Annotated in this window: 12 protein-coding genes and 1 pseudogene; 1 reads left to right on the top strand and 12 read right to left on the bottom strand. The window is 70.6% G+C overall.

Annotated elements, in window-relative coordinates; genetic code table 11:
- Positions 1 to 128 precede the first annotated feature (128 nt).
- The 4 genes and pseudogenes from K7G59_RS07170 to K7G59_RS07155 all read right to left on the bottom strand — a co-directional run.
- Positions 129 to 323 (bottom strand): annotated as a pseudogene (locus tag K7G59_RS07170) (GNAT family N-acetyltransferase); the annotation flags it as partial.
- 17 nt (positions 324 to 340) lie between these two features.
- Positions 341 to 1,285, bottom strand: a complete 945-nt coding sequence (locus K7G59_RS07165) for an RluA family pseudouridine synthase (protein ID WP_225831242.1) — start codon at positions 1,283 to 1,285, stop codon at positions 341 to 343.
- 70 nt (positions 1,286 to 1,355) lie between these two features.
- Positions 1,356 to 1,943, bottom strand: coding sequence for a signal peptidase II (lspA, locus tag K7G59_RS07160; RefSeq protein ID WP_225831240.1), 588 nt, complete (start codon positions 1,941 to 1,943; stop codon positions 1,356 to 1,358).
- 67 nt (positions 1,944 to 2,010) lie between these two features.
- Positions 2,011 to 3,474, bottom strand: coding sequence for a TraR/DksA C4-type zinc finger protein (locus K7G59_RS07155; RefSeq protein WP_308295000.1), 1,464 nt, complete (start codon positions 3,472 to 3,474; stop codon positions 2,011 to 2,013).
- Between the two features lie 601 nt (positions 3,475 to 4,075).
- Here K7G59_RS07155 and ileS point away from each other — a divergent pair.
- Complete coding sequence (ileS, locus tag K7G59_RS07150; protein WP_225831238.1) at positions 4,076 to 7,243, top strand: isoleucine--tRNA ligase; 3,168 nt, start codon at positions 4,076 to 4,078, stop codon at positions 7,241 to 7,243.
- A gap of 217 nt (positions 7,244 to 7,460) precedes the next feature.
- On the opposite strand, the gene K7G59_RS07145 is transcribed toward ileS, so the two are convergent.
- The 8 genes from K7G59_RS07145 to murG all read right to left on the bottom strand — a co-directional run bounded on the left by K7G59_RS07145 (position 7,461) and on the right by murG (position 14,663).
- Positions 7,461 to 8,645 (bottom strand): DivIVA domain-containing protein, encoded by a 1,185-nt coding sequence (locus K7G59_RS07145; RefSeq protein WP_225831236.1) that lies wholly within the window; start codon positions 8,643 to 8,645, stop codon positions 7,461 to 7,463.
- A 52-nt stretch (positions 8,646 to 8,697) separates the two neighbouring features.
- Positions 8,698 to 8,988 carry a YggT family protein gene (locus K7G59_RS07140; RefSeq protein ID WP_059248823.1) on the bottom strand — a complete coding sequence of 97 codons (291 nt, stop codon included), beginning with the start codon at positions 8,986 to 8,988 and terminating at the stop codon, positions 8,698 to 8,700.
- A gap of 60 nt (positions 8,989 to 9,048) precedes the next feature.
- Positions 9,049 to 9,690 carry a cell division protein SepF gene (locus tag K7G59_RS07135; protein WP_225831233.1) on the bottom strand — a complete coding sequence of 214 codons (642 nt, stop codon included), beginning with the start codon at positions 9,688 to 9,690 and terminating at the stop codon, positions 9,049 to 9,051.
- Positions 9,691 to 9,818: 128 nt separating this feature from the next.
- Positions 9,819 to 10,538: a YggS family pyridoxal phosphate-dependent enzyme gene (locus tag K7G59_RS07130; RefSeq protein WP_225831231.1), complete on the bottom strand. Its 720-nt coding sequence runs from the start codon at positions 10,536 to 10,538 to the stop codon at positions 9,819 to 9,821.
- A 6-nt stretch (positions 10,539 to 10,544) separates the two neighbouring features.
- A complete protein-coding gene (gene pgeF / locus K7G59_RS07125) occupies positions 10,545 to 11,273 on the bottom strand; it encodes a peptidoglycan editing factor PgeF (protein WP_225831229.1) in 729 nt (242 codons plus the stop codon).
- The gene (ftsZ, locus tag K7G59_RS07120; protein WP_225831226.1) at positions 11,270 to 12,475 is read right to left on the bottom strand and encodes a cell division protein FtsZ; all 1,206 of its coding nucleotides are present in this window, start codon (positions 12,473 to 12,475) and stop codon (positions 11,270 to 11,272) included. Before ftsZ ends, pgeF begins: the two co-directional genes overlap by 4 nt.
- Positions 12,476 to 12,753: 278 nt before the next feature.
- The gene (locus tag K7G59_RS07115; protein ID WP_225831224.1) at positions 12,754 to 13,548 is read right to left on the bottom strand and encodes an FtsQ-type POTRA domain-containing protein; all 795 of its coding nucleotides are present in this window, start codon (positions 13,546 to 13,548) and stop codon (positions 12,754 to 12,756) included.
- Positions 13,549 to 13,574: 26 nt separating this feature from the next.
- A complete protein-coding gene (gene murG, locus K7G59_RS07110; RefSeq protein WP_225831223.1) occupies positions 13,575 to 14,663 on the bottom strand; it encodes an undecaprenyldiphospho-muramoylpentapeptide beta-N-acetylglucosaminyltransferase in 1,089 nt (362 codons plus the stop codon).
- Between the last annotated feature and the right edge of the window lie 2 nt (positions 14,664 to 14,665).

The raw sequence follows: 14,665 nt of genomic DNA, 5'->3' as shown, positions 1-14,665 counted from the left end.
GCCGGAGTACCCGGTCCACGATCTGCGGGTCGGCGCCGGGTTCCCTGCGCGCCGGCGGTGTGCCTCCCGCCGCCACGGCGGCGTCAGCCCCTGGAGCACCAGCGTGGCGACGATCACCGCGAAGGTGATGAAGACGAGGAGTCGCCGTGCAGCAGGCGTCCGGCACCTGGCGGAACGCCGTCCTCCCGGACGACCGGCATGCGCACGGCCGCGGCGTCGTACGCTTCGTCCTCGATCTCCTGCGGGACGCCCTGCTCGACGACGAACACGTCCTTGCGGACCGCGCAGCAGGCCTCGCGGTCGGCTGGGTCCTCGGCGACCCGGGCGGTCTACGGCGCGCTCAGGCCCATGTCTCCTCGCGGACCTGGTCGAGGGCCTGCTGAAGGTCCTCGGGGTAGTCGCTCTCGAACTCCACCCACTGCCCGTCCCCGGGGTGCTCGAAGCCGAGGCGGACGGCGTGCAGCCACTGGCGGGTCAGGTGCAGCCGCCTGGCGAGGGTCGGGTCGGCGCCATAGGTCAGGTCGCCGACGCAGGGGTGGCGGTGGGCGGCCATGTGGACGCGGATCTGATGGGTGCGGCCGGTCTCCAGCTTGACGTCGAGCAGGGAGGCGGCGCGGAAGGCCTCGATGAGGTCGTAGTGGGTGACGGAGGGCTTGCCGTCGGCCGTGACCGCCCACTTGTAGTCGTGGTTCGGGTGGCGGCCGATGGGCGCGTCGATGGTGCCGCTCGTCGGGTCCGGGTGGCCCTGGACCAGCGTGTGGTAGCGCTTGTCCACCGTGCGCTCCTTGAACTGGCGCTTGAGGGACGTGTACGCGTACTCGGACTTGGCGACCACCATCAGGCCGGACGTGCCGACGTCCAGGCGGTGCACGATGCCCTGACGCTCGGCGGCGCCGGAGGTGGAGATCCGGTAGCCGGCCGCGGCGAGACCGCCGATCACGGTCGGGCCGGTCCAGCCGGGGCTCGGGTGCGCGGCGACGCCGACCGGCTTGACGATCACCACCACGTCGTCGTCGTCGTGCACGATCTCCATGCCTTCGACGGGTTCGGCGACGACCTGCACGGGTGCGGGCGCCTGCGGCATCTCGACCTCGAGCCAGGCGCCGCCGCGCACCCGCTCGGACTTGCCGACCACCGCGCCGTCGACCTGGACCTTGCCCGCGGCGGCAAGCTCCGCCGCCTTGGTACGGGAGAAGCCGAACATGCGGGAGATGGCGGCGTCCACGCGCTCGCCCTCCAGGCCGTCGGGCACGGGCAGGGTACGGATCTCGGGAATCGTGCTCACCCGTCGAGTATGCCGGACGGGTGGAACGGCACCGCACGTGCCTGTGGACAACGGGCCCGAGCGCCCCGCCTCAGTCCTTGTGGACCGTGCCGTCCGGGTCCAGGCCCCGGAAGGACAACAGCACGATCAGGATGCCGCCGCACACGATCGCCGAGTCGGCCAGGTTGAACACCGCGAAGCCCTTCGGCGCGATGAAGTCCACCACCTCGCCCTCGAAGACGCCGGGCGAACGGAAGATCCGGTCGGTGAGGTTGCCGAGCGCCCCGCCGAGCAGCAGGCCCAGCGCGATCGCCCAGGGAAAGCTGTAGAGCTTGCGGGCCAGCCGGATGATCACCACGATCACGGCCGCCGCGATCAGGGTGAAGATGACCGTGAAGGCCGCGCCGAAGCCGAAAGCGGCACCCGGGTTGCGCAGGGCGTGCAGCTCCAGCCAGTCCCCGATCACCTGGATGGGCGCGTGCCGCTCCAGCTTCGCGACCACGAGCATCTTGCTGACCAGGTCGAGGGTGTACGCGAACGCGGCCACGGCGAACAGCACGGCGATACGGCGGCCCCGCCCCGTCCGCTGCCCCTGCGGGGTCCGCTCCCCGGCCGCCGCCGGCTCGTCGCTGCCGTCCGGGGTGTCCGGCGTATCGATGATGCGCTCCGCCTCTGCCACGTGAGTCCCTCAACCTAGGTGCCTGACTGATGACGAGACTACGGCACACCCCGGCGGCCCCCCATGCTCAGGAGCGGCGTTCCTGCTTCTGCTTGCACTCCACGCACAGGGTGGCCCGCGGGAATGCCTGCATGCGTGCCTTGCCGATGGGGTTGCCGCAGTTCTCGCACAGGCCGTAGGTGCCTGCGTCCAGCCGTTCCAGGGCCCGCTCGGTCTGGGTCAGCGTCTCGCGCGCGTTGGCGGCCAGCGCCATCTCGTGCTCGCGCGTGATGTTCTTGGCGCCCGTGTCGGCCTGGTCGTCGCCCGCGCCGTCGCCGGATTCCCGCATCAGGCCGGCGAGGGACAGCTCGGAGGAGCTGATCTCGTTCCGCAGCCGTTCACCCTCGGACAGCAGCCCGGCACGGGCCTCCTCGACCTCTTCCAGGGTCCAGGGGTCCTCGCCCGGGCGCACCGCCAGCTCGCCGGGCTCCGCCGCGCCGCCCCGTGCCTTGGGAACGCCGGTCTCGGCTGCCGCGGTCGTGCCAGGAGTCTTCTTCGCAACCACTGTCGTCGCTCCCGTCTGCTTCGCGGCCCGCGCCGCGCCCGCTTTCTTGGCCGTGCTCTGCTCGGCTCCTCCCGTGGAGGCCCCCTCGGCAGCCGCCTCCTCGGCGCCGACCGTCTTGGCGTCCATCGGTTCACCGACCTTCCTTGCGCCGACCGGCGTCTTGGCGACCGTCTTCTCGGCGGCCCTCGTGCCCGAGGCCGTCGTCTCGGTGACCGCCGTCTCGGTGACCGCCGTCTCGGTGACCGCTTTCTCAGCCGCCCGCATGCCGGCGGCCGTCGTCTCAGTGTCCGCTTTCTCAGCGGCGCTCGCGCCGACGACCGTCGCCTTGGGGCGCGCCTTCCCGGCGGGCGTCTCCTTCTGGGCCGTCGCCTTCTGGGCCGTCGCCTTCTGGGCCGTCGTCTTCTGGGCCGTCGCCTTCTGGGCCGCCGTCCGCTTCGGCACCGCGTCCCTGACCACCGCCTTCGGGCCAGTCATCCGCTCAGCCGCCGCCCGCTTCGCGGCGGACTCCGTCACGGCCGTCCCACCGGTGGCCGCCGTCCTGGCGGCGGCTTTCTTCCCGGCCGCCTTCTTCGCCATGGTCACCTTCTTCGCGGTGGCCGCCTTCGTCGAAGTGGCCGGCTTCCCCGGGCCGCCCTGCGCCTCGGCAGCCGCCTCGGCGGCGACCGCTGTCCGGGCGGCGCTCTGGGCGGCGCTGTTGACGGCGCTGTTGACGGCGCTGTTGACGGCGGCCTTCTTCGGGGCCTTCCGGGCAGCCGCCTGCGTCCTGGGCGCCGCCCCGTCCGCCTCCTTCTTCGCCGGAGGCCTCGCGACGGTCTCCCCGGTCACCCTCTCCACGAGTTCGGCCCGCGCTGCCGACGCCCCCCGCGTGCTCTTCTTCCCGCCTGTTCCCTCGGCCCCGCCACCGGAGGCAGCCGCATCGCCGGAGGGAGCCGGGTCACTGGACCGGCCGGTCACCGACTGCTGTACGGCGGACTTCTTCGCCACCATCGCCGCGGCCCCTTCACATATTGTGATCTTGCACGCGAATCGTGCTGGGACGATAAATCGACTCGAGTCCCGCGGCAACGGGGCACACCGCCCGATTCGCCCGCCCGCACCCCCGCGCAGCGGGTCTGCATCGGTTGTGCCCAGCTCCCCGGCGGGTAATCCGCCGCTGTCGCCCTCCCCGGACACGCCGGCCGACCCCTCGCCATTCGGGTCATCCCGCCCGCTCCCGGGCCGTGCGCCGCCATGCCCCGAAAAGCGGTCGGCCGCTGTCCGCGCGGCGCCGTACACTGGGCGCAGCGAAAAGCTTGGATGGGGACGAGTAGCGGCGTACGCAGCCGAGAGCGACCCGGGGACGGTGTGAGCCCGGGGGTGAGCGCGACGTGAAGATCACCCCGGAGCCGCCGGAAGAAAGCCGCAGCCGCGAGGCGCGGCGAGTAGAACCGGCTTCGCGATCCCAATGAGGGGGCTCCACGGCGCGTACGGCGCGACGGGGAGCCAAGGAGGGTGGTACCGCGGGAGCGCGCCGCAGACGGCGTAGACAGGATCGAAGGCTCTCGTCCCTCCGACGGAAGGCAGCAAGTCCGTTGGAGGATGCTCGCAGATGACAGCGCCGACGTACCGCCAGGTGCCCGCCCAGGTCGACCTGCCCGCTCTTGAGCACGCCGTGCTCGACTTCTGGCGCGAACAGAAGATCTTCGCCAAGAGCCTGGAGCAGTCCGAGGGCCGCCCCGAGTGGGTGTTCTACGAGGGCCCGCCCACCGCCAACGGCATGCCCGGCGCCCACCACATCGAGGCCCGCGTCTTCAAGGACGTCTTCCCCCGCTTCCGCACCATGCGCGGCTACCACGTGGCCCGCAAGGCCGGCTGGGACTGCCACGGCCTGCCGGTCGAGCTGGCCGTCGAGAAGGAGCTGGGCTTCTCCGGCAAGCAGGACATCGAGGCATACGGCATCGCCGAGTTCAACGCCAAGTGCCGCGAGTCCGTGACCCGGCACACCGACGCCTTCGCCGAGCTGACGACCCGCATGGGCTACTGGGTCGACCTGGACGACGCCTACCGGACCATGGACCCCGAGTACGTGGAGTCGGTCTGGTGGTCGCTGAAGGAGATCTTCAACAAGCGCCTGCTGGTCCAGGACCACCGCGTCGCCCCCTGGTGCCCGCGCTGCGGCACCGGCCTGTCCGACCACGAGCTGGCGCAGGGCTACGAGACGGTCGTCGACCCGTCCGTGTACGTCCGCTTCCCGCTCACCTCCGGTCCGCTCGCCGGCGAGGCCGCGCTCCTGGTGTGGACGACCACCCCCTGGACCCTGGTGTCCAACACGGCGGTCGCCGCGCACCCCGAGGTCACCTACGTCGTCGCGACCGACGGCGAGGAGAAGATCGTCGTCGCCGAGCCGCTTCTCGCCAAGGCACTCGGTGAGGGCTGGGAGACCACCGGCCAGACCTTCACCGGTGCCGAGATGGAGCGCTGGACCTACCAGCGGCCGTTCGAGCTGGTGGAGTTCCCCGCCGAGGCCGCCGAGGCGCACTTCGTCGTCAACGCCGAGTACGTGACCACCGAGGACGGTACGGGTCTGGTCCACCAGTCCCCCGCCTTCGGTGAGGACGACCTCAAGGTCTGCCGCGCCTACGGCCTGCCCGTGGTCAACCCGGTCCGCCCGGACGGCACCTTCGAGGAGGACACGCCGCTGGTCGGCGGCGTCTTCTTCAAGAAGGCCGACGAAAAGCTCACCGAGGACCTCAAGGACCGCGGCCTGCTGTTCAGGCACCTGCCGTACGAGCACAGCTACCCGCACTGCTGGCGCTGCCACACCGCGCTGCTCTACTACGCGCAGCCCTCCTGGTACATCCGTACGACGGCCGTCAAGGACCGTCTGATCCAGGAGAACGAGAAGACCAACTGGTACCCGGAGACGGTCAAGCACGGCCGCTTCGGCGACTGGCTGAACAACAACATCGACTGGGCGCTGTCCCGCAACCGCTACTGGGGCACCCCGCTGCCGATCTGGCGCTGCGAGGACGACCACCTCACCTGCGTCGGCTCCCGCGCGGAGCTGACCGAGCTGACCGGCACCGACCAGTCGGGCCTCGACCCGCACCGCCCGTTCATCGACGAGGTCACCTTCGCCTGCGGTCACGAGGGCTGCGGCAAGACCGCCACGCGCGTGCCGGAGGTCATCGACGCCTGGTACGACTCGGGCTCGATGCCGTTCGCGCAGTGGGGCTACCCGTACAAGAACAAGGAGCTGTTCGAGAGCCGGTACCCGGCGCAGTTCATCTCCGAGGCGATCGACCAGACCCGCGGCTGGTTCTACACCCTCATGGCCGTCGGCACGCTCGTCTTCGACAGGTCGTCGTACGAGAACGTCGTCTGCCTGGGCCACATCCTCGCCGAGGACGGCCGCAAGATGTCCAAGCACCTGGGCAACATCCTGCAGCCGATCCCGCTGATGGACCAGCACGGCGCGGACGCCGTGCGCTGGTTCATGGCGGCCGGCGGTTCCCCTTGGGCGGCCCGCCGGGTCGGCCACGGCACCATCCAGGAAGTCGTCCGCAAGACCCTGCTGACCTACTGGAACACGGTCGCCTTCCAGGCGCTGTACGCCCGTACGTCGAACTGGGCGCCGTCGGCGGCGGACCCGGCCCCGGCCGAGCGACCGGTGCTGGACCGCTGGCTGCTGTCCGAACTGCACGCCCTCACCGACCAGGTCACGCAGGCACTGGAGGCGTACGACACCCAGCGCGCCGGCAAGCTGCTGTCCGCGTTCGTCGACGACCTGTCCAACTGGTACGTCCGCCGTTCGCGCCGCCGCTTCTGGCAGGGCGAGAAGGCCGCACTGCGCACCCTGCACGAGGTGCTGGAGACGGTCACCAAGCTGATGGCCCCGATCACCCCGTTCATCACCGAGCGGGTGTGGCAGGACCTGATCGTGCCGGTGACCCCGGGTGCCCCGGAGTCCGTCCACCTGGCCGCGTGGCCCGCGGCGGATCTCTCCGCCATCGACCCGGAGCTGTCCAACCAGATGGTCCTGGTCCGCCGGCTGGTGGAGCTGGGCCGTGCCACGCGCGCCGAGTCGGGTGTCAAGACGCGCCAGCCGCTGGCCCGGGCGCTGATCGCGGCGACCGGTTTCGAGTCCCTCGACACCGAGCTGCACGCCCAGATCACCGAGGAGTTGAACGTCAGCTCCCTGGCGTCGCTCTCCGAGGTCGGCGGCTCCCTGGTGGACACCACCGCCAAGGCCAACTTCCGCGCCCTTGGCAAGCGTTTCGGCAAGCGGGTGCAGGACGTGGCGAAGGCCATCGCCGGCGCGGACGCGGCGGCTCTGTCCCTGGCGCTGCGCGAGGGCACCGCCTCTGTGGAGGTCGACGGCGAGACGGTCACTCTCGCCCCCGACGAGGTGATCATCACGGAAACCCCGCGCGAGGGCTGGTCGGTGGCCTCCGACTCCGGTGCCACGGTCGCCCTGGACCTGGAGATCACGGAGGAGCTGCGGCAGGCGGGCCTGGCCCGTGACGCGATCCGGCTGATCCAGGAGGCCCGCAAGAACAGCGGCCTGGACGTCGCCGACCGGATCGCCCTGCGCTGGACCTCCACGGACCCGGCGGTCATCGCGGCCCTCACCGAGCACGCCGAACTGATCGCCGAGGAGGTCCTGTCGACCGACTTCGGCCAGGGCGAGGCGGACGGCACGTACGGCGACGCCTTCGTCGACGAGGGACTGTCGCTGACGTTCCGGCTGCACAAGGCACAGGCGCCGACCGCTTGACGGTTCGGCCGGACGGCCGGCCAGCCGTCCGGCCGTTCACGGAAGGGCCCGGCCTCCCACGTCCGGCACGTGGGAGGCCGGGCCCTTCCGCACAAGCCCCACCGGACACACAAGTCCCCCACGCAACGCGCGTAAAAAGGGCGGGACCCCGGACCGAAGTCCGGGGTCCCGCCCTGAACGCTGCCGACGCCGTTGTCGTACTAGTGTCCGCGGCCCGTCAGTTGTCGTCCTCGTCGATCAGGAACCCACGCATCGGCGAGGGCGCCTGACCCATCGGGGCCGGCCCCTGCGGACGGACCGGGGCCATGGGCTGGGTCATGGCAGGGGTCATCTGCTGCTGACCGCCGTAGGACGGCGCGGACGGAGCGGGGGCACCACCCATCGTCTGGTTGCCACCGTAGGACGGGGCGCTCGCGCCGGCCGGGGCCATGGAGGGCGCCGGGGACGGCGGGAGGGAGGCCGTCGCCGGGGTACGCGGCGGGGCCAGGGAGTCGTCGGCCTGGGTCTCCAGCTGGCGCAGCTGCGACTCCAGGTACGACTTCAGACGGGTGCGGTACTCGCGCTCGAAGCCGCGCAGGTCCTCGACCTTGCGCTCCAGCGTGGCGCGGGCGGACTCCAGGGAGCCCATCGCGACGCGGTGCTTCTCCTGCGCGTCCCGCTCCAGCGCGTCGGCCTTGGCGCGGGCGTCACGCTCCAGACCCTCGGCGCGGCTGCGTGCCTCGCCGACGATCTTGTTGGCCTCGGAGCGGGCCTCGGCGATCGCCTGGTCGGCGGTCTGCTGGGCCAGCGAGAGGACTCGGGCGGCGCTGTCGCCACCCGGGCCCTGACCGGGGCCGCCCATCGGACCGCCCATGGGGCCGCCCATCGGACCGCCCATCGGCTGCTGCATGGGCGGCTGGCCGCCCATCGGGCCCTGACCCATAGGCCCTTGCCCCATCGGACCCTGGCCCATCGGACCCTGACCCATCGGACCCTGACCCATCGGACCCTGACCCATCGGGCCGGGACCCTGCGGACCGCCCTGACCGCCGGGGCCGGCGGGCAGCTGCGGGGCACCGCTCGGCAGCTGGGGCGGGCCTCCCATGGGGCCGCCCATCTGCTGCTGCGGCGGGCCCGATATGCCGGCGGGCACCGGCGCGCCGGGTCCTCGCATCCCCTGCTGAGGCACGCCCTGCTGCTGGTCCTGCGGCTCCGGCCCCTTGCGCATGTTCTGCTGGTTCTGGGCAGCGGCGCGCGTGGCCGCGGCCAGCTTGGCGCGCAGGTCCTCGTTCTCGCGGAGCAGACGGGTCAGTTCGGCTTCGACCTCGTCGAGGAAGGCATCGACCTCGTCCTCGTCATAGCCTTCTCGGAGGCGGACGGTCGTGAACTGCTTGTTCCGCACGTCCTCGGGGGTCAACGGCATCTCTTCACCTCAACGTAGTCATCGGCAGTCGGCAAGCCCGTATCGTCCACCCTCATCTCACGAAGCTCTGCGCAATGGAGATGAGAATGTAAACGATGATCATCAGTACGAAGAAGGACAGGTCGAGCGCCACGCCCCCGAGACGCAGCGGCGGGATGAACCGCCGCAGAAGCTTCAGCGGTGGATCGGTGACAGTGTAGGTGGCCTCCAGTACGACCACCATCGCCTTGCCGGGTTGCCACGAGCGGGCGAACTGGAAGACGTAGTCCATGACCAGCCGGAAGATCAGCACAACGAGAAACACCATCAGCGCGATGTAGATCACCTGCGCGAACACGCTCATGGCCTGGACTTCCCTCTCCCCGTTTCGTGCCTTTTCCGTACTTCGGTCAGCTCGTGCGTCTCAGCTCTGGTTGAAGAACCCGCCCTCTGCGATGCGGGCCTTGTCCTCCGCCGTGACATCGACGTTAGCAGGAGACAACAGGAACACCTTCTGCGTCACCCGCTCGATGCTGCCGTGAAGACCAAACACCAAACCAGCCGCAAAGTCGACAAGTCGCTTCGCATCTGTGTCGTCCATCTCAGTCAGATTCATGATCACCGGGGTGCCCTCACGGAAGTGTTCCCCGATGGTACGGGCCTCGTTGTAGGTCCGCGGGTGAAGCGTGGTGATCCGGTAAGGCTCTCGTTCCGACACGACCTTGGGCATGATCACCGGTGCGCTCTTCTCCAGGGACTGACGTTCTTGTGTGATGGACGCCACGGGCGCGATCCGCGCCGGACGTCCGGATTCCGCAGCGAGCGAAGTCGAACGGGCCACCGGCTCGCGCTGCACGGGCGGTTGCACGATTCGCACCTCTTCGTCCCTTTGGGACTGGTGTGCGCTGTGCGACTGGTGCGACGAGTCGTGCCGTCGGTGGTCCCGCTCGGGCTCCGGGTCCAGCTCGGGCTCGAAGTCGTCATCGGGGTCGAATCCGCGGCCGTCGTACCCATCGTCCTCCACGAGGCCGAGGTAGACCGCCATCTTGCGCATCGCGCCGGCCATGCTCTGAGTCCTCCGCTCTGTGGTGGATCGGCTGACGACTGCCAAGTGCCCGCGATCCACGCGGTCGTTGTGCCCGCCTTCGGCGGCATTGACCATATTTTCTGCTGTGGTCCGACTTCCTGGCGACGTTACCCGAGCCTGGGGCGGACTCCGAGTACCGCGGTACCGACGCGCACATGTGTCGCCCCGGCAGCCACGGCCTGTTCGAGGTCCACGCTCATCCCTGCCGACACCATGGTTGCAGCCGGATGGGCTCGGCGCAGGTCGGTCGACAAATCCATGAGCCGCTCGAACGCCGCCTGTTCGCGTCCCGCGTACTCACCGGTGAGCGGGGCGACGGTCATCAGGCCGTCGAGCCGCAGTCCGGGAGCCCCGGCGACAAGGTCGGCCAACTCTTCGATTCCTTCGGGCGCGACGCCTCCGCGCTCCCCGCGCCCGCTCACCCCCGCGTCCAGCGCGACCTGGATGAGACAGCCCACCTCGCGCCCCGCCCGCACCGCCTCCCTCGACAGTGCGGTGACGAGTCGGGCACGATCGACAGACTGCACGAAATTCGCGTAACTGACCACGGATCGCACCTTATTGGTCTGCAACTGACCGACAAAGTGCCAATTCAGGGGCAGATCCGCACACGCGGCGGCCTTGGGCGCCGCGTCCTGGTCACGGTTCTCGGCGACATGGCGTACACCGAGTTCGGACAGGATCCGCACATCGCTCGCCGGGTAGGTCTTGGTGACCACGATCAGGGTCACCTCGTCCCGCGTGCGTCCCGCCGCGTTGCACGCGGCGGTGATGCGCTCCTCCACTTTCGCCAGATTCGCGGCGATTTCGGTCTTACGGTCCGTCATGCCCCATCAGTCCAGCCAGACATAGCCCGCGAGGCGCCCGGTCGCGCCGTCGCGGCGGTACGAGAAGTGGTCGTCCGACTCCAGCGTGCACACCGGCGACTGCGCCCGGTCGCCCACCCCGAGCCGGTCGAGCTGCGCGTGCACTCCGGCGCTCACGTCGACCGACGGGGTGCCCCAGCTCGTGACAGCGTGCGCCGCCGGTTCGACGGCGGCCACCTCGGTGCGCATCGCCTCGGGCACTTCGTAGCACCGGCCGCACACGGCCGGTCCGGTGCGGGCGACGATCCGGCCCGGCTCGGCGCCGAGTCCGACCATCGCCCGTACGGCTGCGGGCACGACCCCCTTGACCATGCCGGGCCGGCCCGCGTGGGCCGCGGCGACGACACCGGCGACGGGGTCGGCCAGCAGGACCGGCACGCAGTCGGCGGTGAGGACGGCGAGGGCGAGTCCGCGGCGGGCGGTGACGATCGCGTCGACCTCCGGCACCGGCCGGTCGCCCCAGGGCTCCTCGACCACTGCCGCGTCTCCGCCGTGCACCTGGTTCATCCAGACGACCCGGCCGGCGTCCAGTCCGAGGGTCTTCGCCGCCAGCTCCCGGTTACCCCGTACCGCCTCGGGGTCGTCACCGACGGCTCCCCCGAGGTTCAGCTCCTCATACGGAGCGGCGCTCACCCCGCCCCACCGGTCGGTGAAGGCGAAGTGCGCGCCGCTCACGCTCTCGCGCTGTCCTATCACTTGAGGAAGTCCGGCACGTCCAGCTCCTCGGCCGCGCTGTCCGCGTAGGTCCGCGACGGCGGGACCGGCGGGGCGACCGGGATGTCGGCCACCGGCTCGGGCGCGGGCTCCGGCTCCTCCTTCGGGGTCACGCTGCCGAGCGTGCCGAAGGACGGACGGCTGGGCTCGGGCTGCCGCGCCGGGGCGGGCTCCTCACGACGGGAGGGGGCCGACGAGGTCGCCGAGCCGAGGACGTTGTCCCGGCGGGCCGGCGGCTGGCCGCCGTCGAAGCCGGCCGCGATCACGGTGACCCGCACCTCGTCGCCGAGGGCGTCGTCGATGACGGCACCGAAGATGATGTTGGCCTCGGGGTGGGCGGCCTCGCTGACCAGCTGGGCGGCCTCGTTGATCTCGAACAGACCGAGGTCGGAGCCGCCGGAGATGGAGAGCAGCACGCCCCGGGCACCGTCGATGGACGCCTCCAGCAGCGGCGAGGAGATCGCCATCTCGGCGGCGGCCACCGCACGGTCGTCGCCGCGGGCCGAGCCGATGCCCATGAGGGCCGAACCCGCCTCGGACATGACCGACTTCACGTCGGCGAAGTCGAGGTTGATCAGACCGGGCGTGGTGATGAGGTCGGTGATGCCCTGGACGCCGGAGAGCAGGACCTGGTCGGCGGACTTGAAGGCGTCCAGGACCGAGACCTGGCGGTCCGAGATGGACAGCAGCCGGTCGTTGGGGATGACGATGAGGGTGTCGACCTCTTCGCGCAGCTCGGCGATGCCGTCCTCGGCCTGGTTCGCGCGGCGCCGTCCCTCGAAGGTGAACGGGCGCGTGACCACGCCGATGGTGAGAGCGCCCAGCGAGCGCGCGATGTTGGCCACGACGGGGGCTCCGCCGGTGCCGGTGCCGCCGCCTTCACCGGCCGTCACGAAGACCATGTCGGCCCCCTTGAGGACCTCCTCGATCTCCTCGCGGTGGTCCTCGGCAGCCTTGCGGCCGACGGCCGGGTTGGCTCCGGCGCCGAGTCCGCGGGTGAGTTCGCGGCCGACGTCGAGCTTCACGTCGGCGTCGCTCATCAACAGCGCCTGTGCGTCGGTGTTGATGGCGATGAACTCGACGCCCTTGAGACCGACCTCGATCATCCGGTTGATGGCATTGACACCACCGCCGCCGACACCGATGACCTTGATGACTGCGAGGTAGTTCTGCGGTGCTGCCACGTCGAAGGCCTCTCGCCTCGAATTACGTTGTCGCCGCCGGACGGTGGCCCGTACCGGGACGACAGATGCCGAATGGGACGGTCCGAACGCCGACCCGAACCCTAACCCTGAAGTTTAGGGTTACCAGTGTGTCTGTTCCTTGGAGTCTTCTGAACCTGACACTAAGTCGACAAGTGGCGCCCGTTCAACGAACACGCCGAACCTCCCGTTTTTCTTTTCACCCTATGTGATCAGCCATAGGCATGCCCAACCAGGGTGCTGGCCTGCGCTGATGTGCGTCAACTCCCCGCTGACGCCGGGGCGGTGGGGACACTGACGTCGAAGTGCCGCGCGCCGGGAGCTGCTTTCATGAGTGCTGTGAGGGCCCGCGCCTTGACGCCGCCGCCCTCGCTGCTGCCCCACGCGATCGTGCGGTTGCCGCTCAACTCCAGCGAGATGTCGTCGTATGAACGGACTTGGACGCTCCGGGTGTCCCGTGCGACGGCGGCCGGCAGGTCGCCCGCGACCCGGACCGCCTCGCGCACGAGTCGGCCGGCGCCGAAGCGCCGGAAGCTCGCCGCGCCGGGCCCCGACCGGGAAGCGGTCAGTTCCAGCGCCGGAACACCTTTCGGCGCGTGCGGAACCGTGGCGAACCGGACACCTTCCCTGTCCACTTCGATGAAGTTCCGCCCTTTTCGGACAAGCAGTACCGGAGTTCGCTCGGTCACTTCCAGACCGATCCCATGAGGCCAGGAACGGACCACGTCAACGGTGTCAATTCGGGGCAATCTCCGGCGAAGTCGGGCTTCGATGGCATCCGTGTCGACGGAGACCAGCGGCGACCCGACGGGTACGGCGGCGGCCTCGCGCACCTCGGCGGGGGTCAGCACGCGCACGCCCGACACCGACACGTGCCGCACACGCAGCCACTCCGATCCGTACAACACCCAGACGGAACCGGCCCCGAGGAGCACCAGGGCCGCGGCCACGAGGGCGGTCGTGCGAAGGCGGAGCCCGGCCCACCGGCGGACGGGCGGCGGGCCGGACGACTCCTGCTGGCGTTCTCCGCGCTCGGCGGTCGTCGGTCCGGCCACGCTCACTGCCCTTTCGTCATACGGTCCTAACGGCGCGAGGCGATCGCCTCGTACACCATGCCGACGAGCAGTTCGTCGGCGTCCCGGCGGCCGAACTCGCTTGCCGCGCGGGACATCTCGTACAGGCGGTGCGGGTCGGCGAGCACAGGCAGGACGTTCTGCTGCACCCACTCGGGCGTGAGTTCCGCGTCGTCGACGAGGAGTCCGCCGCCCGCCTTCACCACCGGCTGTGCGTTGAGCCGCTGTTCACCGTTGCCGATGGGCAGCGGCACGTAGGCGGCCGGGAGTCCGACGGCGGAGAGTTCGGCGACGGTCATCGCGCCCGCACGGCAGAGCATCATGTCGGCCGCGGCGTACGCGAGGTCCATCCGGTCCAGGTAACTTACCGGGATGTACGGGGGCATTCCCGGCATCTGCTGCACCTGCGGCAGTTCGTTCTTCGGGCCGACCGCGTGCAGGATCTGGATGCCGGCCTGCTGCAGCCACGGCGCGACCTGCTGGACGACCTCGTTGAGGCGGCGGGCGCCCTGGGAGCCGCCGGAGACGAGCAGCGTGGGCAGGTTGGGGTCGAGGCCGAAGCGGGCGCGGGCCTCGGGGCGGGCGGCGGCACGGTCCAGGGTGGCGATGGAGCGACGCAGCGGGATGCCGATGTAGCGGGCGTCGCGCAGCTTGCTGTCCGGAGTGGAGACGGCGACCCGGGCGGCGTACCGCGAGCCGATCTTGTTGGCCAGACCGGGGCGCGCGTTGGCCTCGTGGATCACGATGGGCACGCCGCGCCGCTTGGCGGCCAGGTAGCCGGGCAGGGCGACATAACCGCCGAAGCCCACCACGACGTCGGCCTTGGTGCGCTCCAGGATCTGCTCGGCGGCCTTGATCGTGCCGCGCAGCCGGCCCGGGACGGTGATCAGCTCCGGCGTGGGCTTGCGGGGCAGCGGCACCGCCGGGATCAGCGCCAGCTCGTAGCCGCGCTCCGGAACGAGCCGGGTCTCCAGTCCCCGCTCCGTGCCCAGGGCCGTGATCCCCACGGTCGGGTCCTGCCTGCGCAGGGCGTCCGCGAGGGCGAGCGCGGGCTCGATGTGGCCCGCGGTTCCTCCGCCGGCGAGTACGACATGCACCG

The sequence above is a fragment of the Streptomyces sp. NK08204 genome (assembly GCF_020400585.1).
GTDB lineage: Bacteria > Actinomycetota > Actinomycetes > Streptomycetales > Streptomycetaceae > Streptomyces.
This window is presented reverse-complemented; position numbering and strand designations above follow the sequence as displayed.